General features: G+C 61.2%; 17 protein-coding genes. 12 read left to right on the top strand and 5 right to left on the bottom strand.

Annotation, left to right across the window (positions count from 1 at the left end):
* Positions 1-317 precede the first annotated feature (317 nt).
* Positions 318-1,834, top strand: a protein-coding gene (locus FLM52_09045; GenBank protein NVN55932.1) for an IS3 family transposase whose coding sequence is annotated in 2 segments (ribosomal slippage) — positions 318-744 and positions 744-1,834 — 1,518 coding nt in all. Because the reading frame shifts where the segments join, the coding sequence is not laid out codon by codon here.
* Positions 1,835-2,166: 332 nt separating this feature from the next.
* Here the strand turns inward: FLM52_09045 and gorA are convergent.
* Positions 2,167-3,555, bottom strand: coding sequence for a glutathione-disulfide reductase (gorA, locus tag FLM52_09040; protein ID NVN55931.1), 1,389 nt, complete (start codon positions 3,553-3,555; stop codon positions 2,167-2,169).
* A 277-nt stretch (positions 3,556-3,832) separates the two neighbouring features.
* Between gorA and FLM52_09035 the strand changes: the two genes are divergently transcribed.
* The 10 genes from FLM52_09035 to FLM52_08990 all read left to right on the top strand — a co-directional run bounded on the left by FLM52_09035 (position 3,833) and on the right by FLM52_08990 (position 17,264).
* The gene (locus tag FLM52_09035; protein ID NVN55930.1) at positions 3,833-4,486 is read left to right on the top strand and encodes a carbonate dehydratase; all 654 of its coding nucleotides are present in this window, start codon (positions 3,833-3,835) and stop codon (positions 4,484-4,486) included.
* Positions 4,487-5,429: 943 nt separating this feature from the next.
* Positions 5,430-7,025 (top strand): ABC transporter substrate-binding protein, encoded by a 1,596-nt coding sequence (locus FLM52_09030; GenBank protein ID NVN55929.1) that lies wholly within the window; start codon positions 5,430-5,432, stop codon positions 7,023-7,025.
* Positions 7,026-7,415: 390 nt separating this feature from the next.
* A complete protein-coding gene (locus tag FLM52_09025) occupies positions 7,416-8,462 on the top strand; it encodes an ABC transporter permease (protein ID NVN55928.1) in 1,047 nt (348 codons plus the stop codon).
* On the top strand, positions 8,459-9,454 hold the full coding sequence (locus FLM52_09020; GenBank protein ID NVN55927.1) for an ABC transporter permease: 996 nt from the start codon (positions 8,459-8,461) through the stop codon (positions 9,452-9,454). Before FLM52_09025 ends, FLM52_09020 begins: the two co-directional genes overlap by 4 nt.
* Before the next feature lie 20 nt (positions 9,455-9,474).
* Entirely contained in the window at positions 9,475-10,527 is a 1,053-nt protein-coding gene (locus tag FLM52_09015) for an ABC transporter ATP-binding protein (protein NVN55926.1), read from the top strand.
* Positions 10,528-10,577: 50 nt separating this feature from the next.
* Entirely contained in the window at positions 10,578-11,603 is a 1,026-nt protein-coding gene (locus tag FLM52_09010; GenBank protein ID NVN55925.1) for an ATP-binding cassette domain-containing protein, read from the top strand.
* 351 nt (positions 11,604-11,954) lie between these two features.
* The gene (locus FLM52_09005; GenBank protein NVN55924.1) at positions 11,955-12,866 is read left to right on the top strand and encodes a LysR family transcriptional regulator; all 912 of its coding nucleotides are present in this window, start codon (positions 11,955-11,957) and stop codon (positions 12,864-12,866) included.
* A gap of 132 nt (positions 12,867-12,998) precedes the next feature.
* Positions 12,999-14,363, top strand: coding sequence for a Xaa-Pro dipeptidase (pepQ, locus tag FLM52_09000; protein ID NVN55923.1), 1,365 nt, complete (start codon positions 12,999-13,001; stop codon positions 14,361-14,363).
* Positions 14,364-14,706: 343 nt separating this feature from the next.
* A complete protein-coding gene (locus FLM52_08995) occupies positions 14,707-15,765 on the top strand; it encodes a hydrolase (protein ID NVN55922.1) in 1,059 nt (352 codons plus the stop codon).
* A 329-nt stretch (positions 15,766-16,094) separates the two neighbouring features.
* A complete protein-coding gene (locus FLM52_08990; GenBank protein ID NVN55921.1) occupies positions 16,095-17,264 on the top strand; it encodes a dicarboxylate/amino acid:cation symporter in 1,170 nt (389 codons plus the stop codon).
* A 167-nt stretch (positions 17,265-17,431) separates the two neighbouring features.
* Here the strand turns inward: FLM52_08990 and msrA are convergent, their stop codons facing one another.
* Positions 17,432-18,070 (bottom strand): peptide-methionine (S)-S-oxide reductase MsrA, encoded by a 639-nt coding sequence (msrA, locus tag FLM52_08985; protein ID NVN55920.1) that lies wholly within the window; start codon positions 18,068-18,070, stop codon positions 17,432-17,434.
* Between the two features lie 49 nt (positions 18,071-18,119).
* Between msrA and FLM52_08980 the strand changes: the two genes are divergently transcribed.
* A complete protein-coding gene (locus tag FLM52_08980; GenBank protein ID NVN55919.1) occupies positions 18,120-18,596 on the top strand; it encodes a zinc chelation protein SecC in 477 nt (158 codons plus the stop codon).
* A gap of 188 nt (positions 18,597-18,784) precedes the next feature.
* On the opposite strand, the gene FLM52_08975 is transcribed toward FLM52_08980, so the two are convergent.
* The 3 genes from FLM52_08975 to FLM52_08965 form a co-directional block, all read right to left on the bottom strand.
* Complete coding sequence (locus FLM52_08975) at positions 18,785-22,912, bottom strand: translocation/assembly module TamB (GenBank protein ID NVN55918.1); 4,128 nt, start codon at positions 22,910-22,912, stop codon at positions 18,785-18,787.
* Positions 22,913-22,998: 86 nt separating this feature from the next.
* Positions 22,999-24,924, bottom strand: a complete 1,926-nt coding sequence (locus tag FLM52_08970; GenBank protein ID NVN55917.1) for an outer membrane protein assembly factor — start codon at positions 24,922-24,924, stop codon at positions 22,999-23,001.
* Positions 24,925-25,144: 220 nt separating this feature from the next.
* Positions 25,145-26,329: a hypothetical protein gene (locus FLM52_08965; protein NVN55916.1), complete on the bottom strand. Its 1,185-nt coding sequence runs from the start codon at positions 26,327-26,329 to the stop codon at positions 25,145-25,147.
* Positions 26,330-26,823 lie beyond the last annotated feature (494 nt).

Here is a 26,823-nt window from a genome sequence, read left to right as displayed (position 1 = left end):
CTTGTTATTGGTCTTGCCGTCATGCACCTCGATACCGGCCAGGCCCTTGCTTTTATCGCGTGTGAAACAAGCCGATTTTCAGGCTTATCCACTGCCACATGGCTGATATTTCAGTAATTTGAGGTGCATAACGCTGCACTGAGACTAGCATAGCTGAAGTGCACGAGTACCAGCTTGTCATGCTTTGTGCTACGAAAGGTGTAGGTGTTGGCAGTGAACTGCGCACCCTATCTGCCAGCGTAGTTGTCACCTAAACGGATTGAGAGGTGATCAACGTGCGTTATTCCACAGAGCGTAAGGAAGCCATCCTCAAGAAGATGGCGCCGCCTATGAGCATGACCATCCCGGAATTGGCCGAACAGGAAGGCATCACTGCAACAACCCTCTACAATTGGCGGAAACAGGCCAGAGAGCGAGGACAAGTTTTGCCATCACGTTCCACCCAGCCCGACCAGTGGACCAGCCAGGAGAAGTTCCAGATCGTCCTGGAGACGGCCCCGATGAACGAGGCCGAACTCAGCGCCTATTGCCGCGAGCGTGGGCTCTACCCCGAGCAGGTGGAAGCCTGGCGGGATGCCTGCATGAACGCCAACGACGACGTGGCAGCGCAGGCCAAGCAACAACGCCAGGCTCGCAAGGCGGAGCAAAAGCGGCTCCGTAAGTTGGAGCGCGAGCTGCACCGCAAGGACAAGGCCCTCGCCGAGACGGCGGCCCTGTTGACCCTGTCAAAAAAAGCCGAGGCGATCTGGGGCACGACCCACGACGAGGACGACTGACCAGCCTCCCGGATCGCCAGCGCATCGTGACCCTGGTGCAAGACGCCCAGCGTGACGGGGCTCGGCTGGCCAAGGCCTGTCAGGTGATGGGCATCAGCGTGCGGACCTACTACCGCTGGGTCGCAGAAGGCGAAGTGACGGCGGACCGCCGTCCCGACGCCGATCGCCCGGAACCGGCCAACAAGCTATCTCCCGAGGAGCGAAAATCGATCGTGGCGTTGTGCAACGCTCCAGAGTACCGAAGCCGCCCTCCGGCCTTCATCGTGGCCGATCAGGCTGACAAGGGCCGCTATCTGGCCTCTGAGTCGACGATATACCGAGTGCTTCATGAATATGATCAGCAACATCACCGGGGTCGACAGCAGGCCCCTCAGCGTAAGCGCCCACCGACCACTCACCAGGCGACGGCGCCGAACCAGCTTTGGTGCTGGGACATTTCGTGGCTGCCCGGTCCCGCGCGCGGCACTTGGTGGTATCTGTACCTGATAATGGACGTCTTCAGCCGCAAGATCGTCGGGCACGAGATCTATGAAACAGAGACTGGCGAGCTGGCCGCTGAGTTGATCCAGAAAGCCTGCTGGCGAGAGCGCCTGACAGATCGTCATAAACCCTTGATTCTGCATTCAGATAACGGCAGCCCGATGAAGGCAGCGACCTTCCTGGAAAAGCTCTATGACCTGGGCATCACTCCCTCATACAGCCGACCGCGAGTCAGCAACGACAATGCCTTCGCCGAGTCGGCCTTCAAGACGCTGAAGTACCGGCCGGGCTTCCCCATCGACGGGTTCGCCACCCTGGCCGAGGCTCAGGACTGGGTTCAGCAATTTACCGAGTGGTACAACCATGAGCACCGGCACAGCGCCCTTCGCTACGTCACGCCGAGCCAGCGTCATGACGGCGAGGCCAAAGGCATTCTGACGCAGCGCCGAGAGGTCTTCGAGGCCGCGAAGCAGCGTCACCCGGAGCGATGGTCAGGCGACATCCGAAAACTCGACCTGCCGGAGATAGTGCATTTGAATCCGGAGCGGGATCCGATACCGCAGGCAGCAGGATTTTAAAAAGCCAGCACCACTTCATGTGCCAACTATGTTGACAGATTCCGCGCAGGCAACGACTTGTCTCTCGCCACACGAAGATTGCCGCTTCCTCATTGCGCGCAACTTGCCGCGAGGCTTCAGGTGTTGGCTGCTGCTGATTGTGTAACCTGCACCGTTACTCAGTAACCATGACTCCCCTTTTGCAGTCCATTCGCGTCAGGGTGCAGGCAAAAGACGCATGCAAAAACGCCCCACGGCAAGGCCGTGGGGCGTTCTGTTTTCGATGTTCTATTTCGACGTTCAGTCTTTTCGAAGCTCAGTCCTTTCGCTGAGCCGTCTTTGCGACTGGTTTGTCAGGTGCGCGTGACACTGCGCATGGTGACGAACTCTTCCGCTGCCGTCGGGTGAATGCCCACGGTCAGGTCGAAGTCGGCCTTGGTCAGGCCGGCACGCACGGCGATGCCGATGCCTTGCATGATCTCACCGGCTTCATCACCGACCATGTGCACGCCGACGACCTTGTCGCTGGCATCATCGACGATCAGCTTCATCAGGCTGCGTTCATCGCTGCCGGATAGAGTGTGCTTGAGCGGACGGAAATCGGCGGTGTAGACGCGGATGCTGTCGAACTTCTCACGCGCGGCTTCTTCGCTGAGGCCGACGGTACCGATGTTCGGATGACAGAAGACCGCTGTCGCGATGCTGTCATAGTCCAGGCCACCCACGACACCGTCGCCGAAGTGCGCACGCACCAGGTGCATGGCCTCTTCAAGCGCCACCGGCGTCAGTTCCGGGCCACCGATGATGTCACCCAGCGCGAGAATGGACGGGGTGGTGGTCTCGAAGCGTTCGTTGACGCGTACGGTGCCATCGACATTCAGCGCCACATCGACATTCTCGAGCCCCAGGCCTTCAATGTTCGGCTTGCGCCCGGTGGCGGCGAGGATGCAATCCACTTCCAGCACTTGGCCATCGCTCAGGCGCACGCTGTAGACGTCGCCCTGCTTGTCGATGGACTCGACCGTGGTGTTGAAGTGCAGGTTGACGCCCTTCTTGGCCATCTCGTCACGCGTGAACTCGCGCACTTCGTTGTCGAAGCCGCGCAGGAACAGGTCGCCGCGATAGCTCAGATGCGTCTCGGCACCCAGGCCATTGAAGATGCTGGCGAACTCGACGGCGATATAGCCGCCACCGATGACGAAGAAGCGCTTCGGGAAGCTTTCCAGATCGAAGATGCGGTTGGAATCCAGCGCATGTTCACGACCCGGGAAGTCCGGCAGGAACGGCCAGCCGCCGGTGGCGACCAGAATCTTGGCCGCGGTGTGGCGCTCGCCATTGACGACGACGGTGTTGGCATCGGCGATGCTGGCACGGCCTTCGATCAGCGTGGCACCGGAATTGTTGAGCAGATTGCGATAGATGCCGTTCAGACGAGATATCTCGGCGGTCTTGCGATCGCGCAGGGTCGCCCAGTCAAAGCGAGGGGCGTCCCCCAGATCCCAACCGAAGCCGGCGCTGTCCTTGAAGGAGTCATGGTAGTGGGCAGCGTAGGAGTAGAGCTTCTTGGGCACGCAACCGACATTGACACAGGTACCGCCGAGATAGCGGTCTTCTGCCACGGCAACGCGGGCGCCAGTCGCGGCGGCGGTACGGGCAGCGCGAACGCCGCCGGAGCCGGCACCAATGACGAACAGGTCGAAATCGTACTGGCCTGTCGCAGGCTTTGAGGTCTGATCGGTCACGGGAATCTCCTTGATGAATTGGGCACATGGTATCAGGAGTCTCGCGTACCGGCAGCCCCATGATACGGGCTGCCGGCTTCCGGGGTCGCGACTGCTGGTTGACCCTGCAGGCCATCGCGCGGTAAAAATGAATGCGATGTTAGACAAAAGTTACAACGTGCGCCGCTCCGGGTAGCCCATGAAGTTGATGTATTGCGTCGTTGTGGGTCCTGTGAGTGCAGGCATGTCTGTACAACATCTTCCCCTGCCCCGTCTTCTGATAAGTGGTCACCTCGCCATGAGCAATATTGATAAGCTGTTGGAGCAGAACAAGGTCTGGGCGACGTCCATGACCGAACGCGACCCTGACTTCTTCAAGCGTCTCTCCGATCAGCAGAATCCTGACTACCTGTGGATCGGCTGTTCCGATTCGCGTGTGCCTGCCAACCAGATCATCGATCTCCCGCCGGGTGAAGTCTTCGTTCACCGCAACGTGGCCAACCTGATTCACTACAACGACATGAACGCGTTGTCAGTGATCCAGTACGCCGTGGATGTCCTCAAGGTCGAGCACATCATGATCGTCGGGCATTACGGCTGTGGCGGTGTGCGCGCCTCCATCACCGGTGGTGACAACGGCATGGTCGACTACTGGCTGCACACGCTGCGTGAGCTCTACAACCTGCATTATGACGAGCTCAAGCATCTGTCGCTGGACGAGCAGGTCGATCGCATGTGCGAGCTCAACGCCATGTCTCAGGTGCAGAATCTGGCACGCACCAAGATCCTGCAGCGTGCCTGGGAGCGCGGTCAGAAGATCGAGGTTCATGGCTGGGTCTATGGTCTCTCCGACGGGCGAGTCAACAACCTCGACTGCACCATCAGCGGCCTGTCTCAGGTTCCGCAGTTGTATCGTGTCGACCGCATCGAGCCTCTGCCCCAGCAGGACTGATCGAGCTTGCCGGCGCTACATCTCCTGCCGAAACTCGTGATCAGCATCCCCGTCACGCCCCCATCTGGGGGCGTGACGCGTTTCGGAACTCCCGCTTATCAAGACGGGCCCTCAAGTGGCTTTCCGCAAGCGCCTTTCTCAAATGCCTTTCTTAAAATGCTCCTTCCCCTCTGCCAGTGCTTAGTCGCTAGTGCTTGCCAGCGGCGACTGCCTTGGCGCCTGTCGGCCTGATCTCCAATGTGCAGACTTGCAATGCTCTGATCACTTTCGTGAAGGGCCCCAGAGGCGCAACTTTGGTCGCAGAACGCCATGCGCACCAATCAAGTGCAGAGGCTGCACACATCGAAAAATCAGCACGTATCCTGTCGGCTTTTCAGCCCCTGATGGCGTCTGCTTACCGCCAGGTGACTTGACGCCTGATTGGCCCCTCCTGCGTACGCAATGTCTCTCGCCCAAGCGCTGCCGACTGATGGAACGTACACACAACACGGTCACACCGCGGCCAGAGAGCTTCCCGAGTCTCGGTCATCATTGTTTATTCAAGACATTGATTATATTGGTTTTTAATTGTCATCAAGGCTTGCGGTGTGAGAGAAGAAGACCAGTGTCACAATGGCTTTCTCGGCAGGTGGCAGGGCTGAGTCTCACCGCATTGCCTCGACAGGAGACGCGCCTGGCTCACGGCTTTGTGGACGTGAGAGATCGTGTTGCCGTGCGACATCCGGGGTGTCACTTCATCCCTGCCAAACCTTGCACCAGCCTGGATGACGTTGCGCCGCGAGGAAAAGGCTATTCACCACCTGAATCCGGCTACTCAACATTTCGATTGTCTCCATGCAGCCAGCCTCACTACTGTGAAAGCGCATCCTTGCGTGATGTCCTGACAGGGACAACGCGAAGAGAGCCACAAGAACAACCAAACATCACAAGCAAAGGGAAGCTCATGACCCGTCAGAATGCCTTCCAGACCCTCTTCCACAAGAAGACCCTGTGCGCGCTGATCGGCAGCGCGACATTGGCCATGACGGCTCCGGCCCTGGCCGAAGACGTCACCCTGCGCATGGCCTATGACGCAGACCCCGTGACCCTCGATATCCACGAGCAGCTCTCCGGCGGCACCCTGCAGCTGTCGCACATGGTCTACGACCCGCTGATTCGCTGGAACAAGGACCTTGGCTTCGATGGTCGCCTGGCCAAGAGCTGGGAGCGCATCGATGACAACACCATGCGCTTCCATCTGCGCGAAGGCGTCAAGTTCCATTCCGGCAATGACTTCTCCGCCAAGGATGTGGTCTGGACCATCGAGCGTCTCAAGAAGAGTGCTGACTTCAAGGCCATCTTTGCGCCGTTCACCGACGTCAAGGCAGTTGATGACTACACCGTGGATCTGGTGACCGAGAAGCCCTTCCCGCTGGTGCTGAATGCCGCCACCTATATCTTCCCGATGGACAGCGCCTTCTATACCGGTGAGACCGAAGACGGCAAGGCCAAGGATGAGATCGCCAAGGCGGCCAACACTTTCGCCTCACGCAACGAGTCCGGCACTGGCCCCTACAAGGTCGCGGACCGTCAACAGGGCGTGAAGATCAGTTTCGAGCGTTTCGAGGATTACTGGGACACCGAATCCCCGGGCAACGTCGATGACATCGTGCTGACCCCGATCAAGGAAAACGCCACTCGCGTCGCGGCGCTGCTCTCCGGCGACATGGACTTCATCGCGCCGGTACCGCCGACCGACCTCGAACGCATTCGCAAGCAGGACGGCGTGCACCTGGTCGAGATGGGCGGTACCCGCATCATCACCTTCCAGATGAACCAGGAGCGTGTCGAAGCCTTCAAGGACAAGCGCGTCCGTCAGGCCGTCAACTACGCCATCAATCAGGAAGGCATCGCCCAGAAGCTGATGAAAGGCTTCGCGACCCCCGCCGCCCAGATGTCCCCGGATGGCTATCAGGGCCACAACCCCGAGCTGACGCCGCGCTATGACGTGGCCAAGGCCAAGGAGCTGATGAAGGAAGCCGGCTACGAGGATGGCTTCGAGATCAGCATGATGGCGCCCAACAACCGCTATGTGAACGACGCCAAGATCGCCCAGGCCGTGGCCTCGATGCTGGCCAAGATCAATATCAAGGTCGATCTGAAGACCCTGCCCAAGGCCCAGTACTGGCCGGAGTTCGATGCGCGTACGGCTGACATGATGATGATCGGCTGGCACTCGGATACCGAAGACAGTGCCAACTTCTTCGAATTCCTGACCTTCTGCCCGGACGCCGACAGCGGTGTCGGCCAGTACAACTCAGGCAACTACTGCAACCCGGACGTCGACAAGATGGTCACCGAGGCCAACCTGGAGACCGATACCGACAAGCGCGCCAAGATGCTGCAGGCCGCCGAGAAGGCCGTCTACGACGATGCCGGTTTCGTGCCGCTGCACTGGCAGAACCTGGCCTGGGGGGCGCGTGATGGCGTCAACATCGAGCCGGTCCTCAACGTGATGAACTTCCCGTATCTGGGGGATCTGGTCATCGACCAGGAGTGATCCCGCCGCGTGAGTAAGGGACAGGCAAGATGGATGGGATGTGGAAGGCGGCTGTGAAGGTCTGATTCCGTGCTCTCAGCTCACCCACTCCCCATCGATTCCTCACTCACCCCTCGCGTCAGGCAAGGCAGGCAGCCAGAGACAGTCAACTTAGTCAGTCAACACGTGAAACGCTGACACTGAGTTCTCTGGTTGCCCTACTGACCTTAACGCGACGACTTACCCCCGCCTGTCGTTTTCCTCACTATCGCCTATCGGTGATGGGTTGGGGAGCCTGTGCCCGATGACAGGCCAGCGATAGGCGGGATACCTGACACCCAGCGTGATCGGCCAGCATGGATAGGGCCGACACGCGCGAGACCGTGATGTTCACGAGGAAGGTGGCGATCCATGATTGCCTTTCTGATCAAACGCCTGATGCACGCCGTACTGGTCATGTTCGTGATCAGCATCATCAGCTTCGCCATCCAGGACAACCTGGGCGATCCGCTGCGCGAGATGACCGGCCAGGCCGTGTCGGAAGCCCAGCGTGAAGTCATGCGCGATGAAATGGGCCTCAACGACCCCTTCATCACCCAATATCTGCGTTTTGCCGGCAATGCCCTGCAAGGGGACCTCGGCACCTCGTATTTCTACAAGCAGCCGGCGACCGAGGTGATTCTCAAGCACCTGCCTGCCACGCTGGAACTGGTGATGGCCTCGAGCCTGATCATCATCCTGCTGTCTGCCCCCATCGGGGTGTTCGCAGCGATCCGTCCACGAAACTGGCTGTCCCGCCTGTTCATGGGCACCTCGATCATCGGTATCTCGGTGCCGGTCTTCCTGACCGCCATCGTGTTGATCCAGCTGTTCGCGATCGGCGTGACGGTGGACTGGTTCCCCAGCGACACCACCTGGGGCAGTGTCCTGAACGGCATGCTGTCCACCGATGGCGGCATGCCCTCCTACGGACGTGGTGAGCTGGTGCACGTCGCGGGCACCTGGTCGAGCGGCTTCTTCACCGCCGATGGCCTCTGGCACCTGGTGCTGCCGGCCACCTCGCTGGCCTCGATCATGCTGCCGCTGTTCATCCGCCTGATTCGTGCCGAGATGATGGAAGTGCTGCAGTCGGACTACATCAAGTTCGCGCGCGCCAAGGGCATCGGCCTCAAGCGTATCTACTTCCTGCACGCACTGAAGAACACCATGTTGCCGGTGATCACCGTCGGCGGCGTGCAGATCGGCACCATGGTGGCCTACACCATCCTGACCGAGACCGTCTTCCAGTGGCCGGGCATGGGCCTGATGTTCCTCGAGGCCATCACCCGCTCCGACATCCCGCTGATCGTGGCCTATCTGATGATGGTCGGCGTGATCTTCGTGATCACCAATACCCTCGTCGATCTGATCTACGGACTGGTCAACCCCACCGTCAAGCTTGCGGGGAAACCGGCATGAGCCAATCCAACACTCAGTCCAACACCCAATCGAGCAACGCGCCCGTCACCCCGAAGACCAGTTCCATCGTGGTCCCCGGCCGTTGGCAGCGTTTCCGCGAGTCCTATCTGGTCTACAGCTTCAAGCGTGACTGGATGGCTCAGGCCTGTCTGCTGGTGTTCATCGCCATGGTGCTCGGGGCCTTCCTCGCGCCGTGGATCGCTCCGGCTGACCCCTATGACCTGGCCAGTATCGACATCATGAACTCGGAGCTGCCGCCGGCGTGGATGGCGGGCGGTGATCCGGCGTTCCTGCTGGGCACCGATGCCCAGGGGCGAGATCTGCTCTCCACCATTCTCTACGGCACGCGCGTGTCACTGTTGATCGGCTTCGGCGCGGTCATCCTGCAGGCGCTGCTCGGCGTGACCTTCGGGCTGCTGGCGGGCTATCTGGGCGGGCGTATCGATGCCTTCCTGATGCGCATGGCCGATATCCAGCTGTCGTTCTCGACCCTGATGGTCGCCATCGTGGTGGGTGCCATCATCAAGGCGACCTTCGGTGGCGCCGCCTTCTCGGACTACGCGCTGATCCTGTTGATCCTGATCATCGGGCTAGCGGAATGGCCGCAGTATGCACGTACCGTCCGCGCTTCGGTGCTGGCGGAGAAGAACAAGGAATACGTCGATGCCGCGCGGGTGATGGGCTTCCGCTCCCGTCGCATCATGTTCCGTCACATCCTGCCCAACACCCTGTCGCCGATCTTCGTCATCTCCACGGTGCAGATCGCCAACGCGATCATCTCGGAGGCGGCGCTGTCCTTCCTCGGTCTCGGCATGCCGGAGACCCAGCCGTCGCTGGGGTCACTGATCAAATCCGGGTTCGACTATCTGCAGTCGGGCAGCTGGTGGATCACGCTGATCCCCGGTGGCGTGCTGATCGTGCTGGTCCTGGTCATCAACCTGCTGGGCGACTGGCTGCGTGATGTCATGAACCCGCGTCTCTACAAGGGCTGAAGCCGAGAGGAGTCAAGACAATGGCACTACTTGAAGTCAACAATCTCGACGTCCGCTTCGCCATGCGAGGCGGTGAGGTGCGCGCCCTGCGCGACGTCAGTTTCACCCTGGAACGCGGTGAGCGGCTGGGGATCGTTGGTGAGTCGGGGGCCGGAAAGTCGGTCGCGGCCTTCACCATCCTGAATCTGATCGCCAAGCCCGGCTACATCGCCGGCGGCGAAATCAAGTTCGATGGGGAAGTGCTCAACACCCTCAAGCCCAAGGCGATGCAGGCGATTCGCGGCAACCGCATCTCGATGATCTTCCAGGACCCGATGATGACGCTCAACCCGGTGTTGACCATCGGTGAGCAGATGATCGAGTGTCTGAAGGCGCACCGTCACATCTCCCGCAAGGATGCGCGCGCCATCGCCCTGCACAAGCTCAATCAGGTCTTCATTCCCTCACCGGAGAAGCGCCTGGATCAGTACCCCCATGAGCTGTCCGGTGGCATGCGACAGCGCATCATCATCGCCATCGCGCTGCTGCTGGACCCGGACATCATCGTCGCCGATGAGCCGACCACCGCACTGGATGTGACCATCCAGGCCGAGATCATGGAGCTGTTGCTGCTGCTGTGCGAGAAGCACAACGTCGGGCTGATCCTGATCACCCACGATCTGGGGGTGGTCAGCCAGGTCACCCAGCGCACCCTGGTGATGTATGCCGGGCGTGTCATCGAACAGGGTCCGACCCGCGAGATCATCAATGATGCTCAGCACCCCTACACCCAAGGGCTGATCAACGCCCTGCCCCAGATGGCCACTCCGGGCAGCCGTCTGAACCAGATTCGTGGCTCGATGCCGACCCTGACCAAGATTCCGGCCGGTTGCGCCTTCAATCCGCGCTGTGATTTCGCAGCGAATGTCTGCCTCGAGAAAGTGCCGGCCTTTGCCCATTCCGGCAACTGCAAGGTGGCCTGCCATATGGTCGATGCCATGGTGGCCGGCGAGCGCTGGACTCCGATCATCTCCGATGCCAACGGCAATGGCACCACACCCACTGACAGCCACCACACGGAGGTGAACGCATGAGCGCGGCAATTCTGAAGGACGCTCAGTCCTCCCCCCGGGCCTCCCTCCCCATGGATAGCGCCGAGCTTGGCGAAACTCTGGTGGAAATCCGTGATCTCGAGAAGCGCTTCTCGTTGTCCGGCGACTTCCTCGAGCAGCTGACCTTCGAGAAGGGACGCCTGCGTCGCAAGCAGGAATACGTGCACGCCATCAATGGCGTCACGCTGGATGTCAAGCGCGGTGAGGCGCTGTGCGTGGTCGGAGAATCCGGCTGTGGCAAGTCGACGGTCGCACGTACCGTGATGGGGCTTCTCAAGCCCAGCGGTGGAGAGATCTGTTTTGACGGTACCCGCATCGATGACATGGCCCCGCGGGACCTGCTGCCCTACCGTCGTCGCATGCAGATGATCTTCCAGAATCCCTATGCGTCGCTGAATCCACGCATGACCATCCAGCAGACCCTGGAGGAGCCGCTGCGCTTCCATCAGCCGAACCTCAAGGATGGCGAGATCCGTGACAAGATCGAGGAGGTCATGCGCTCGGTGGGCATTGACCCCGACTGGGGCAAGCGCTTCGCCCATGAATTCTCCGGCGGGCAGCGTCAGCGTATCTCGATCGCGCGCGCACTGGCGGTGGACCCGGAATTCATCGTCGCCGATGAGCCGATCTCGGCGCTGGATGTCTCCATCCAGGCGCAGGTGCTCAACCTGATGATGGAGGCGCAGGAGCAACGCAACCTGACGTATCTGTTCATCACCCATGATCTGGCCGTGGTCGAGCACTTCGGTACCCGCGTCGCGGTGATGTATCTGGGCACGCTGTGCGAGCTGGCGGACACCCGTTCGCTGTTTGCTCGCCCGCGTCACCCTTACACCCAGGCGTTGATGTCGGCGATTCCGCGCCTGCACGATGACAAACCCAATCACATTCGCCTCGAGGGTGAGGTGCCGACGCCGGTCAATCTGCCTTCGGGCTGCGTCTTCCATGGCCGTTGCCCGCATGCCAATCAGCGCTGCCGCACCGAGATTCCGCGCCTGATCGCCACGGACACTGGTCAGGTCGCCTGCCACGCCGTGGAAGAAGGCCGTATCGATTGATGTGATGGCAGTAGCGAAAGTGATGGCGGCGATGTGATGGGCGCCATCGATCATTGCGTTTCCGGCCCCAAGCAAGGAAAGACCGCGCAAGGTTGCCATTGTCATCGGCAACCTTGCGTATTGCCCTCATTGACGATTGCATCTCGCGTTTTGTGTGGGCAAGATTTCGCACATCCGCGATTGACCAACAGGTCAATTGGCGCCATTGCCCACGTTGATAGAAGAAGATTCAGCGTGGCACCGGGCCCCGATGGCGCATCCCCAAGATACTCTGGTGTGACACGTCCGAAGAGATGTGCACCCGACCTCCTGACATGGCCTGTTCCCAGGCCGACGAGGCACTCCGATTACATGGAAATTCGCTGGCTCGAAGATTTCATCGTTCTGGCTCAGACCCGACATTTCTCGCGGGCAGCCGATGCACAGAATGTCTCTCAGCCTACCTTTTCCCGCCGCATCAAGTTGCTGGAAGAGGAGATGGGCACCACCTTGATCAATCGTCAGACCCTGCCGCTGTCGCTCACTCCCGCCGGAGACGAGTTTCTCCAGCTGTGCGAGCAGATCACCGAGCGCGTACGTATCACACGCGAACGCCTGCAGGACATGGCCCAGCAGCAAGCCAGCAAGATATCGCTGGGGGCACCGCAGTCACTGGTGTCCCACTTCCTGCCTGATTGGCTCGATGAGCTTCAGCTGCGTGAACAGGTGCTGCCCTATCTGCGTGCCACCGGCTGGCTGGCGGCCGACTATTTCCACGGGCTGGATCGCGGCGAATGTGACCTGGCACTGTGCTATTGGCCCCAGGCACGTGTCGATCTCGGCTTTGAGCTGGACAGTTACCAATACCTGGTAGTCGGCGAAGAAACCTTCATTCCGCTGTGTGCGCCCGGCGCGGATGGTAACCCCCGCCATCAGTTGCCGGGCATGCGGCGCAATCCGCTGCCGTTCATCAGCCCGCATCCGCGCGCCGTCGTCGCCACCTCGCTGATGGCGCATCTCGCTCAGGTCCCGATTCAGGCGCACCTGGTGACCATGAACGAGAATATCCAGGCGGCCAACATCAAGGCGCTGGTGTTGCAGGGCTATGGCATCGGCTGGTTGCCGCAGCGACTGGCCGCAGAAGAAATCGCCTGCGGCAAGCTGGTGCGTGCCGGTGACTCGCGCTGGGATCTTGGCCTGCATATTCGCCTGTATCGCCCGCGCGTGCCGCGCCACGACAGTGTCAGTGAGCTCTGGCACCAGCTGGAAGCCCATTTCTCGTGAGTCATCCGGGCTGGAGGGGCGACGGCTCAGCGGCACTCTTCTCTCTCCTTCATCCCCTCATTCTCCACCACACCACGCCATTGACGCTCACCTCTCCATGTCAGGCGTGACGACCGTTTGCAAGGAAACATCATGTCCGACAGCCAGCTCAACGACCCGACCATCACACACGCCGCGGCACACCGCGCGCATCTGGCGGCGCTGCAATCAGGCTATGAAATCGCCATGCAGCAGCATGATCTGGACGCCATCGTACTGCACAGTGGCAAGCCCAAGCGGCATTTCGCCGACGATCAGGATGCCAGCTTCAAGTCGCATGCTCATTTTCTGCATTGGGTGCCGATGGCGGGTCTCAGCGATAGCTGGCTGGTGATTCGTCCGGGCGAGCGTCCGACGCTTTATCTCTATGCCCCCGATGACTTCTGGCATCTGTCCCCCAGCCTGCCGACGCCGGACACTGCGCCCTGGGCCGAGCAGTTCGAGATCGTCCATCTGCGCAAGCCGACACTGCCACAGCGTCCCGAGGGCCGCGTGGCGCTGCTGGGTGAAATCGCCGAGCTCAACCCTCAGGTGGTCAGCGAACTTGAGGCACTGCCCAACCCGGTCGGCCTGGTGCGCCAGCTCGACGAGGGGCGCGTCTGCAAGAGCGAATTCGAGATCGCCTGTCTTGAAGAAGCCAGCCTGCGCGCCGCGCGTGGCCATCTGGCTGCCCGACGTACCTTCATGGAAGGCGGTGCGGAGCTCGATATCCAGTTGGCCTATCTTGGCGCGTCTCGCCAACGGGAATCGGATGTGCCCTACGGCAATATCGTGGGTCTCAATGCGCATGCCGCGGTTCTGCATTACCAGCATTATGGTTTACAGGCTCCTTCTGCCCGTCACAGCCTGCTGGTGGATGCCGGCGCCAGCGTGCACGGCTATGCCTCTGACATCACGCGCAGCTGGGCGGGCGACGATGCGCTGCCGCTGTATCGCGCCCTGATCGAGGGTGTGGAAGCGCTGCAGAAGCGTCTGATCGCAAGACTCGCGCCCGGGGTGGACTACGTCGACTTGCATCTCGAGATGCATCGCGAGCTGGGTGAGCTGCTGCGGGAGCTGGGCGTGGTGTCGCTGCCCGCCGAAGATCAGGTTGCACAAGGGATCACGGCAGCCTTCTGCCCGCATGGTCTCGGGCATCTGCTGGGGCTGCAAGTCCATGATGTGGCGGGCCGCATTCCTGATCACACCACTGGCGATATCCGTCATCCGCCGCAAGGTCACCCGATGCTGCGCCTGACGCGTGTGCTCGAGACCGGCATGGCCATCACCATCGAACCGGGTTGCTACATCATCCCCATGTTGCTGGAGCCGCTGTGCAACGATGCACGCGGTGAGCATATCGACTGGAAGTTGGTCGAGGCTTTGGCTCCGCATGGTGGTGTGCGTATCGAAGACAATCTGGTCATCACCGCAGACGGTGCCCTCAATCTGACACGCAGCCCGGCGACAGGTCTGTAATCAGGCCTGTCACGACGCCGTCGGCCCCCTCGCTGTAACACTTGCGGTCACGTCTGCCTCACGCCGCCATGGGTCTTGTGCCGATGGCGGCTTTTTGTCGCGTGACCCAAGGCTGAGTATTCGAGCGCCAGGCTGGGAATGTGATCCAAGGCGAGCTAGCCCCATTGGCGTCGATGCGTATGCTGCACTGCGACTAGCGATTGGCTTCGCCAAGTGAAATGATGCCAACGACATCCGTGTAGAAATTCCTGTCAGATCTTGCTGCAGGCCACCGCCATCAAGGGCATGCCCATCACTCGATTACCAACGTCATCGCCCAGGCCTGCCACTGGAGCTACCTCACATGCCGCACTCCATCTTCACGTCAGAGTTTCGCCCTGCCCTTGGCCTGCGCAATCGCCATGTCCAGACCTTGTTGCCCCGCCTTCTGCCCCGCGCGCCCCTGAGTCGTCGCACCGAGATTCTCAATCTTCCCGATGGTGACTTCGTCGAGCTCGCCTGGGTCATCAGTGACGGTCATGAAAAGCGTGAGCGTACGACGGCCCTGAGCGAGGATGCGCCTCTGTTCGTGCTGTTTCATGGCCTTGAGGGTGACTTGAGCTCGCCCTACGCCCGTGAGCTGCTCAACGCGGCCGCTCGAATGGGCTGGCGACCGGTGATGATGCATTTCCGTGGCTGCGGGCAATCTCCCAACCGCCTGCCACGCGCCTATCACAGCGGGGATACCGCAGACGCCTATTGGGTGCTCGGCGAGCTGGGGCGACGTTACCCGCACGCCATCAAGGTCGCCTGTGGCGTATCGCTGGGCGCCAACATGCTGCTCAAGCTGGTGGCTGAACAAGGCGGTGATGGCCTGGACCTGGCTGGCGCGATCGCCATCAGCGCCCCTCTGGATCTGGCGGCCAGCGCGGATGTGCTCAATCACGGCTTCTCACGCCTTTACCAGCGCCATCTGCTCAAGGGCCTGAAGGCCAAGGTGGCGGCGAAGCTTGCCAATGGCCCGCTACCCATTTCGATCGGAGCGCATCAGTTGACCCAGCTGAACAGTTTCTGGGCCTATGACAACGAAGTCACCGCGCCCCTGCATGGCTTCACTTCGGCGAGTGATTACTACACGCGCTCCTCGGCGGGCCGTCTGCTGAGCGAGATCGAACTGCCGACGCTGATTCTGCAATCACTGGATGATCCCTTCATGCCACGCGATCTGTTCGCACGCTTCCACCAACCCTCCGAGGCCGTGCGTATCGAGCTCAGTGAGCGCGGTGGGCACGTCGGCTTCGTCGAATGGCGCCGTGGGCGACTGAGCTCCTGGTTGGCTCGCCGTGTCAGTCAGCAACTGGAGGCCTGGAGCGGGCTGCCCAAGCCACAAGCGCAGGCCGAGGTGCAGAGCGAAGCGCACTGAGCTGCCTGCATTGAACCGGCTGCATTGAACTGGCGGGATTGACCGCCACTCAGACGCCAACACGCCACCCTTCCGGGCTTTCTTGTCCTTGGTATTCCTTGCCTCTTTTGGCTTCTTCCACTTTTGCTCGCCTTCCCGCCCTCAGATCCGGTGGGAAGCCCTGAGTCCTGATTACGGCCGTCTGTGTTTTGGTGGCCAAATTTAGTGTATTAAAAATGATAACGGTATACAGGATAATGATGTGAAGGGTGACACGGATCACTGTCACGATTCAGGGAGAATGGTAGACTGCGCGCCCATCTTACGTTCAAGACTCTACTGGCCTGATAATGAACCTGATTTTTCGCCTGGTGCTCGGCATCGTGGCTGGCATCCTACTGGGGCAATGGGCTCCCGAATCCCTGATCCGCACCCTGCTGACCTTCAAGGTACTGTTCGGTGAGCTGCTGGAATACGCCATTCCGTTGATCATCCTGTTCTTCATCATGAGTGGGATCGCTCGTCTCGAGCGCTCCTCGGGCCGTCTGCTGACCCTGACCATCGTGCTGGCCTATGCCTCGACGACGCTGGCAGGACTGTTGGCAGGTATCGTCGGGCTGGAGGTCGTGCCGCATATCGTGCAACAGGACCAGCTGCCGGTCAGCCATGCCATCAAGCACTTGAGCCCCTACTTCACGTTGGATATTCCGCCACTGACCGATATCAGCACCGCGCTGGTGACGGCCTTCCTGTTCGGTATCGGCATTTCCGCCACAGAGCATGACGGCATGCGTCAGCTGGCCAACGGTGGGCGGGACATCGTCGAGCGCTTCATCGCCAAGGCGTTGATTCCTGCCCTGCCGTTCTATATCGCCGGCCTGTTCTGCGAAATGACGATCGCGGGCACGGTCGCCAATACCCTCAAGAGCTTCGGCATGATCCTGTTGCTGGCGCTGACCTTGCATTGGTTGTGGCTGAGCTTGCTCTACGTCACCAGCGGCACCAGCACCGGTCGCTCACCCATGAAGGCGCTGGGCCACATGCTGCCCGCCTACTTCACCGCCGCCGGTACCATGTCTTCCGCGGCCACGATTCCGGTTACCGTGCGCCAGATGCACCTCAATCACATCTCCCCATCCGTGGCGAGCTTTGCGGTACCGTTGCTGGCCACCATCCACATGTGCGGCAGTGCCATCACGCTGACCGTGTGCGCCATTGGCGTGATGCTGGTCACTCCCTCACTGGCAACGCCCGAGCTCACCACGCTGCTGCCGTTCATCGCCGCGCTGGGGGTGACAATCATTGCCGCGCCCGGCTCGCCCGGCGGGGCCGCGATGACCTCGGTGGGCGTATTACAGAGCCTGCTCGGCTTCGATGCCGCCGCCGTCGGCCTGATGATGGCGCTCTATCTGGCGCAGGACAGCTTCGGTACCGCGTGCAACGTCACTGGCGATGGTGCCCTGGTACAGTGGATCGACCGCTTTGCAGAAGCCGAGCAGGATCGACAGCGCTACCGCTGACACAGTGCATCGCAGCGTCTGACCGAAAGCTGCTCCAGACAGAAAAAAGCCTCATGGCGACCGTGAACTTCGCGGCGACCATGAGGCTTTCGTGTTTCTCAGCGGTAATCTCTCAGCAAAGTCTCATGGCAGCCATGTCCTGCCTGTCTTGAGACTGTGCCAAACTGTCAGCCGATGGGGCAGCTGATTCCCGTGCCTTTCAGGCCGCAGTAGCCACCCGGATTCTTGGCCAGATACTGCTGGTGATATTCCTCGGCGTAGTAGAACTCGCGCAGTGGTGCGACCTCGGTGGTGATGCGGCCGAGACCGGACTGATCCAGCGCCTGCTGGTAGTCGGCCATGCTCTTCTCGACGATGGCGCGCTGGTCTTCGCGGGTGTAATAGATCGCACTGCGGTACTGGTTGCCGATGTCATTGCCCTGACGCATGCCCTGGGTCGGGTCATGGGCCTCGAAGCTGGCCCGCAGGATCTCCGGCAGACCGATCACCGTTGGGTCAAAGATCACGCGTACGACCTCGGTGTGGCCTGTCTTGCCGGTGCAGGTCTCTTCATAGCTCGGATTCGGCGTATAGCCGCCGGCATAGCCGACCGCCGTCACCTTGACGCCCGGCAGCTGCCAGAAGAGGCGCTCGGCTCCCCAGAAGCAGCCCAGCCCCAGCACGATCTCCTCACACTCACTGTCGAACGGCGGTACAATCGAGCAGCCATTGACGTGATGAACGCCGCTGATGCGAACCGCTTCACTGCGCCCTGGCAAGCTGTCCTGCGCTGAAGGAATGGTCTGCTTATCTTCCGTTATCCACATGGCGGACTCTCTCCTGTGTCGCGTCGTGCAATCGTGTATAGGTTCAATGATGTCATCTCTGCCCCCCAAGATCTGCCCCTGCCAGCCCAATAGTGCTGAGGCGCGACGCTACGTCGATTGCTGTCAGCCGATTCATGCTGACATCACCTGCGCCGAACGCCCCGAGCAATTGATGCGCGCCCGCTACAGTGCCTTCAGCCTATCGCTCAGCGATTTCCTTATCGACAGCTGGGACCCAGCCCATTGCCCGGCACGCGCCGATCTCGAAGGTGCTGGCCCGCAGTGGTTGGCATTGGAGATTCTGGACAGCGGACAAGATGCCGATACCGGCATGGTACGCTTTCATGCCACCTTCTTCGAGCAGGGAAAGTTCCAACAATTGCAGGAACTTAGCCGCTTCCATCACGATGGCCATCACTGGCGTTATGTCGACGGTGATGCCGAGTGGCAGACACTGACGCCAGGGCGCAACAGCCTGTGTCCCTGTGGCAGCGGCAAGAAGATCAAGCGTTGCTGCACTGCGTGACCGTCAGCGTCTTGTGCTGACGCGCGTGCGCTTGAGATTGAGATTAAGCTCTCGAGCATAAGCGTTGCGAGCCCTTCGAAACGAGCGCTTTGAGACAAGCTCATTGAAACGCCCCCTCGAAAACGAGACAGCCCCCACCGAACCTGTCGATGGGGGCTGAAGCTGTGGCAATCAATTGGCCTGACGTGTCATCTGTCCTTGCCGACTCTGGGCGCCAGCTCGCTGCGACCCAGCGAGAAGCTGTAGAGCAGATCCACAGCCTGGGCCGTGCCAGACACCGCTTCGGCATACAGATTGCGGAACAGCTTGTAACGCAGGGTCAGCTCCGCGATCGGCGAGAACAGCCCGACGCCGTAACTGAGTTTCAGGTCCGGGGCGATATAGCCGCTGACCACCACTTGGCTGTCATCGCCGCTGCCGGAGCTGTCCAGACTCAGGTCGCGCACACCGAAGGTTTCCCCGATCTGGCCGACCACCTGACCACTTTGCGCCAGCGACATGCCGATCAAGGCGGACGTGACCGCACTGTCGCTGCTGGTGTCGCTGTCCAGGCCCTCACCGCGCAGCAGATAACTCAGTGCCGAGGACTCATCCATCGACGGGTCCGAGAAGATCTCGACGCTGGGTGACGAGGCAAGCCCCGTCACACGCACTCCTGCGGTCACGTCGTCCTCGGTGTTGTCAGGATCACGGATCGCCTCGATATTCAGGCGCGGGCTCGAGGGCGGTCCGGCCAGCAAGACCTGCCCCTTGCTGATCTGCAGGTCCTGCCCGAAGCTCTTGTAGGTTCCGTCGACCAGATTGACCTCACCGAAGACCTGCACGCCGCCCTTGGCCTGGCGCACATCGAGATCGCCTCTGAGCTTGGTCTTGAGCCCCATCGCCTCCAGGCGCGCATCCGGGCCGATATGGATGCCGATACGCACATCCAGCGCCATGCCGGCCTCGTTGAGCGCCTTGGCGGTATCGCTGCCATCGGCAAGCTCGGCCGGGTTGGAGGTGTCCTCATCACTGGGACGCTCGATGATGATGGTGTCACTGGAGGGTGACACGGCAGACGGCGGCACCTGGTCCACTTCGATGCGTGTCCACGGCACCTTGACGTCCCCCCGCAGCTTGAGCAGCGTGGGGCTGGCATTGATCTCGAGATCCGGCGCGACGCGCATGCGGCCGATCCCGGCGATATGCAGTTCGAGCGGATTCTTCGCACCGTCGAGGTTCAATGACGCCGTCCAGTCCTCAAGCGTCGGCCACGCCGCCTCGCCATCGATGCCCCAGCGCGCATCATTGCCCACCAGATAGCCATCGATATCGGCACTGTTGCCATCGAAGTCGACGGTGAACTGGGCATCCGACAACGACACCGGCAGGCCTTCGCCCTGCACCTTGACGCCGGTCAGCGCGATCGGGCCGGTCAACGACGGCAGGCTCAGGTTGCCGCCGACCTCGACGTCACCCGCCAGCTTGCCTTCCAGCTGAGTCATGCCCGCCACCAGCGGACGATACGGCGAGAGGTCAATGTCGCGAATGGCCAGCGAACCATCCAGCTGACCTGCGCCCGCCGGGTCGAGGACCGACACGGTGAGACCGATGCCGCCAGCGCTGTCGAGGCGAATCTGGGTATCGAGATCGGCCTTGTCGGGTGTGGCTTCCAGCGCCAGTTGCAGGGTGGTCTCCGGCAGAGACCAGGCATTGCCGTCGGCGTCTTCGCCGGCCAGCGTCAACTTGCCCGCCAGCTCCGCGTCAGCATTCCAGCGTTGGCCACCCTGCTTCCAGCTTGCCGTGATCTTGCCGCCCGTGGCACCGCCGATGGTCCAGCTCTCCGGCATGGCGCTCTGGGCCATGTCCAGTGGAATCCCCTCGAGCGTCACCACGGCCTGACCGTCATTGCCCGCGCTCAAGGGCTCGGCGACACAGATCTGGCCGCCCTGTTCACGACTCAGGCAGAACGGCTGCACCAGCACGCTACCCTTGGCGAGATTGGCATCGAAGCTCGCCGGCGTGTCGAAGTTGAAGTCCCCGAAATCGGTATTCGCCGTCAGCGGAGACAGCGCACCGCGATAATGCTCACGCGCCTTGTCGAGCCCACCTTTGAGAGTCAGCCCCAGACGAGACAACGGCATCTCACCGGCCATCTCGGTATCGAACTGCAGGGTGTGATCGCTCAGGAAGCCTCCCAGCGTCAGCGCGACCGTCGCGATCTGCTGTCCGCCAGCTCTGACATCATCGGCATTCAGAGCGATATCCAGTGCCGGGTCATCAATCCCCCGCTTGCGGGCATCGACCCCGGCCGACAGCGCCAGGTCGGAGATACGGTTCTCACCGATCTGCAGACGCCGTGCGGTGAAGTTGCTGGCCAGCTGAGGCTTGTCGAGCGTGCCCGAGGCATCGATCTTGCCCTTGAGCTCACCCGCGATATCCGGCATCAGGGTCGAGAGCGCCGGAAAATCGATGTTGGCCGCCAGGGTGATGGTCTTGGCAATCTTGCCTTTGGCGCTCAGCCGGTTCTGGCCCTGACGCAGCTCCAGCGCGTTGACGTTCCATTGCATGTCGGCATTGCCTGAAAGCTTGCCAGTCAGCGTGAGCGGACGCTCGAGCAAGGTGCCATGAATATCCAGCTTGCTGACATCGACGGCCCACGGTCCTTGCTGCGGCTGTTGGAAGCTGGCCACGAGATTGCCGCTCAGCTCACCACGCACGGCTTTCTGACCGCCCCCGGTCGGGGCCGGCAGCAAGTCTTCGGGATGCAGCTTGTCGAGGGCCAGCTCGGCGGCGACCTGGATACCTTCCTGCCAGTGAATCTCGCCACGGGTGGTCGCGGAGCCACGCTTGAGCGCGATCTTGAGCGGCTGCCAGCGGTAATGCGCGAGATCGCCGTCGCCTGCCAATGACAAGGTGGCGCGCGGAATGTCACGCCCCTCTATGATGGCATCCAGCGTGGTCGTATACCCCGACAGTGAGCCCTTGGCGACCAGCGCCAGATTCTCGACACTATAGTCAGGCGTCGAGGAGACAGCGGCAGCGGAAGTGGCATCAGAGGCATCAGTGACGGCAGCAAAGGGCCAGGTGATCCGCTCGGAGCTCAGGCGCGCCTCGAAGGGAAGATCACTGTCCAGTACATCCGCGCTGGCCACAAGCTCAGCGGCCAGTGGGCCGTCGGCCTTGAGAGAGGCTTCAAGATCCGCCAGCGAGCCTTCCAGAGACAGGCGCAGCTTTTCATGACGCACGGGGTCAATCAGGGTCTCGGCATTGAGCGTGGCGCTCAGCGGATACTCGCCCTTCAAGGTGACCTGCGCCACGAGATCGGCGTTCACGTCGCGGGAATCGACCTCGAGACGCGAGAGCGTGATGTCATGCCCTTCCGCCTTGAGTGCCAGCGACAGGCGACTGACCTCATACGGGCTTGGCCCCTTGAGCGCAAAGTCTTCAATGGCGAGGTCGGGAACCTCGATGGTCAGCGGAAGATAGACTTCCGGCAAGGCAATGCGTCCGGCCTGTGCTGTCTCATCCGTGGTTTCAGCGGCAGTCGTGTCAGTTACTTCTGCGGCGTCATCCGTGATGGCCTTGTTCGAGATGGTCTCATTCGAGATGGCCTTGGCGGCGCTCTCGGCTTGAGACGCCACGACCTGAGTGTGGACCACTTCACTTGCCGCTTGCTGAGCCTCAGGCGTGATGCTCACTCCCTCGAGGCTGGCAGTGTCTGACGTCGTTTGCGCCGCGGCGGCATCGGCGGGAATGAAACGACTGGTGATCAGGCGTGTCTCGCCAAGCGTCAGCGTACTCACTGACAGCGCGGCCGAGGTATGGAAATGATCAAAGGTGACGCGACTGCCATCCGCCAGCGCCAGGGCGAAGTCATCAATGGCGACCTTGCGCACCTCGATGGGAATCGGCACCACGATGGGCACGTTGAGACTCTCGCCGCTCTCCGCTTCCGGTTCAGTGCTGGCACCGTTATCGCTCAGGGTGATCGCGAGACCACTGGACTCCAGCGACTCGAGACACAGCTTGCCCTTGAGCAGACAGTCCTCGCCCCAGACCAGTGACAGCGAGTCGGCATTGACGGCCAGCCCCGGCAGGTCCAGCGAGACGTCCTGGAGTGACAGCGCTTCCAGCGGTGAGCCGGAGGCCCGGGAGTAATCGATGAAGCCACGCGAGCGCGCCTGATCGAGCACCAGCCCGGTGCCCCACGGGGACAGCACGCCCCCGACCAGCAGCATCGTCAGCCCGATCAGGAACACGAGCAGCCATATCAGCAACCGGATGACCAGGCCGCCCCGACGTACATAGGGATTAGACAATTCCAACATCTCCATATCTTTTTTATCAGCTCACCCGCTCAGCTGAGGGTCCTTTGCTGGCGCTTGATCCGCACGACACTCGTTTTAGAGGCGGGGCCCGCTCAGAATTCCGGCCCGATCGAGAAGTGAATACGGTAATCGTTGTCATCGTCATCGAAGGGATGGGCGATATCGAGACGAATCGGCCCTACCGGCGAGATCCAGCGAATCCCCATGCCGGCCGCCGTCTTGAGCTCGAGTGCGTCCCAGCCATTGAAGGCGTTACCGGCATCGTAGAAGGTCGCGCCCCACCAGTCGCCGGTCAGGCGGTAATCGTATTCCAGGCTGCTGGTGAGCAACGAGCTACCGCCCTCCAGATCGCCATCGTCGTCTTCCGGGGCGAGTGTTTCGTAGGAATAGCCACGCACACTGTTGTCGCCCCCGGTAAAGAAGCGCATCGAAGGTGGCATGTCATCAAAATTGTCGGTATCGACGTGGCCGACGCCCATGCGCGCGACGAAACGATGGTTGTCGCCGATGGAGCGTATCCAGTTGGTGTTGAACTGGGAGCGCAGGAAGGTCACGTCCGAGCCCCACAACTGATCGCCGTACTCGAAAGTCAGTTGTTGGCGGTCGCCCCACATCGGGAAGGTCTTGGGACGGGTGCGGGTACGATTCCAGCTCACGCCGGGATACAGCAGCAGCACGGCTCCGGATTCGTCCGCCTGGGTGTAGTCCTCATAGGTGGAACCGAAGAACACGCGCTGGGTCCAGCCATTGTCGAACTTCCATTCGCGGGTGAAGCGCACGGTGGTCTCGAGACTCTCGGTATCTTCATCGTCGGTGTTCGACATCCCGTACTCGAGGATATAGCTATCCTTGAGCGGGTCTTCGAGCGGCATGCGGTATTCGCCCTCGAAGGTCTGTTCCGGCGAGGACAGGAACAGGCTGTTGGTCAGGCTATGGCCATAGCGATTGACCCACGGCATCTCCCAGCTGAACTGCAGGCGTGGTCCGACATCCGTCGCGTAGCCGATACCGGTCTCGAACTTGTGACGGTCAGCGGGAATCAGGCTGATGTCCACGGGGATGATGGGGCCGTTGGCCGTCTTGACCGCGGCCTCCAGCGCATCGCCCGTCAGCACCGGCGTGTCGTTGCCAGCGGCACCTTTAGTGCCAGCCACAGCGGAGCCAGCGTCATCAGCCTCCGCCTCGATTCCAGTCCTCTCGACATCGGCAAGCCATGACCCCTCATAGCCCTGTGCCTCGGCATAAGGGGTCTTGATCTCGCTGTCGGGGCTGGTGGTCTTGAGTTCGGCGCCCGGATTGAGCTGTGGCTTGATCGCGGCCGAGCGGAACCAGCCGGCCTCACTGAGCCGCTGGTTGAACTGGTTCAACTTGTCGGCTTCGTAATAATCTCCCGTCTTGAACGGCTGCATGGTCTTGACGCGATCCAGCTCTATCTGACTGTTGAGGTAGGTGATATCGCCAAAGCGGTAGCGCTGACCGCTCTGCATGACCAGATAGATGCGTGCCGAGTGCAGCCAGGGGCGTACCTCGATGCGCTGCTGGGAGAAGGAGGTGTCGAAATAGCCGCGCTCGAGGCTGAGCGACGTCAGAGTCGACTTGAGGCTGTCATAGCGTGAGTGACGCAGCACATCGCCTTCCTCGAGGTCGGTGTCGGCCAGCACCTTCTTCATGACCTTGTCACGCGCGGCGTCGCCTTCGAGTCGCAGCTCCAGCGTCTCGATGGTGACCGGCTCACCGGCATCCACCGTCACGACCACATCATCGCCGCCCAGCAACCCCTTCTCGGGATAGCTGAGCGTGATCTGGGCATCGTAGTAACCGAAGGCCTGCAGCGCTTCCTGGGTGCGCCGGATGATCTCATCCTCATAGCGCTCGGCCGGCGCATCGCCCTCGAGCGTCATCCCGGCCAGGAAGTTGACCACATTGGTGGCCGTCGCGCCCTTGACTCCCTTGACGGCGGCATCGATCGCCAGCGCCTGGGATGCGAAGCACAGACCGCCACACAGGATCAGCGGCATCAGATAGCGATGCGGCAAACCGCGCGGCCCGGTCGCTCGAGCAGGCTCTTTGTTGTCGCCACTCATGATTCGTCCTTTGTTGAGTGCTGGTGGAAAGCACTGTCCATCGTTCCCGTTCATCATGTCGTGCGGCGCTCGGTCATCACGGGGCGTTGCACATGGCCTGCCTGGATGGCGGGCCACGCCATATCGTCGTTACTTGTATCCCTGCTTCACAGGCTCAACGGCGCTCCAGTCGAGTGACGCGCTGTTCCAGTTCAGACACCTGACCCAATAGTGACGCGACACGGCCGCTCAGCTGACGGCGGCTGGCTTCCAGCGAGCGCAACTGCTCTCGCGTGTCCTCTGACGCCCCCTGTGAGCTGGCTTCCAGGCCGGCACTGAGCGCTGTCTGCTGACGACGCAGCTCACCCAGCTGGGAGGCCAGTGAGCGTTGCGCGGTCTCAAGCGCTGCCAGCTCGTCAAGCGGCGCGAAACGGCCCTTGAGCTTGCTGGCCAGTTCATCGCTATCAGCGGCCGCCACCGGCTCCGGCAGTGCCTTCAGCGTCTCGCCCAGTTGCTGCTGCGATTGCTGCAAGTCACGCGTCTGGGTCTGTTGCGTGGCCAGGTCCGTCTGGAGTGCCGTGAGGCGAGTCTCTAGCGAGGCCAACTGCTCGGCGTTAACGCTTTCAATATCGCTCTGCAAGGTCTCGATGCGGGTAGCCAGCGTGTCCAGGGTGCTGGAAGTCTTGTCCATCAGCGGCTCGAGGTGTCCAAGCGTGGCCGACTGGGCGTCCAGGCGCGCGCCCAACGCTGCACGGCCATCACGGCTGAGGGATTCCAGCGCCGCCATCGAACCTTGCAGCGCCGTGATCAGGGTCGCGTGATTGTCACCTGTCTGGGTAAGCGTCGTGACGCGACCCTCCAGACGATCAAGTGCCTCGTCCATGCCGGTCAGACGCTCTTGAGCGCCATCCGCATCCTTTGTCACCTTGTCTTCCAGCGTCTCGAGGCGGGCGACGGCCTCACTCGACAGGGACGCCTTGTCCTTCTGCAGGGTGGTCAGCGCCGGCAGCACAGTGTCATTCAACTGGCTGTCCAAGGCGCTGAGCTGCTCCCCCAGCGCATCACGCAATTCGTTCAGGCGCTCATCGCCCTGCTGCTCAAGCTGGGCCACGGAACGTTCGAGTTGACTGACACGCGCGCCAAGCTGATCGCGTTGATCGCCCCCAAGGGTCTGCAGGTCATGTAGCTGCCACTGTTGCCAGCCCACCACGCCCCCCAGGGCAAGGAGGCAAAGCCACGTCGGCCAGCGTCTGGGCGCAGGGGGACGAGTGTGATGCACGCCAAGCGCATCGTCGGGACGCGCAACCAGCGCATCGTTCGGTGAGTCATTGAGAGACGGTTCAGCATTGTGCGGCCGCATTCTGGCTCCAGTTCCGGCAGTCGATCAGCAGCGAAAGGGTCAGCGCAGCATCTTCGGGCATGTCGGTGGGCTCACTGGCCCCATCGCACCAGATGCAAGGCGACCGAAAGTGCGCTTTTTCGCGCTGCTGTATAAAAATACAGTCATGCAGGTTCTACAAAAGATAAGTCATGGTTCACGTACAGGAAATCGAGTCTAACAGCTGACCTCGGTCATCTCATCAGGTTCCCGCGCTGGCCCGTCATCGTGGGCACGTGGGCAGAGTGACAGCAATGGGGGGAAAGCTCGGCAATGAACGCGAACCTGGCAAGACGCTTGAGAGGATCCCGCGGTCAGTGCCCACCAGCGTTGGCCTGTCGGTGTCTGGGTGCTATAGTGCCAGACACTGCGATACGCGCAGCCTCTGTCTTCGTAGCTGTCTGGATTCACAAGGTTTTTCACGCTGATTGCACATTTCATGCGCGTAGCCACGACATGAAGGATGCACGGCGAGT

This window comes from bacterium Scap17 (genome assembly GCA_013376735.1).
In the GTDB taxonomy this organism is placed as follows: Bacteria; Pseudomonadota; Gammaproteobacteria; order Pseudomonadales; family Halomonadaceae; genus Cobetia.
Note: the sequence above shows the minus strand (reverse complement) of the source record. Positions and strands in the feature narration are given on the sequence as shown.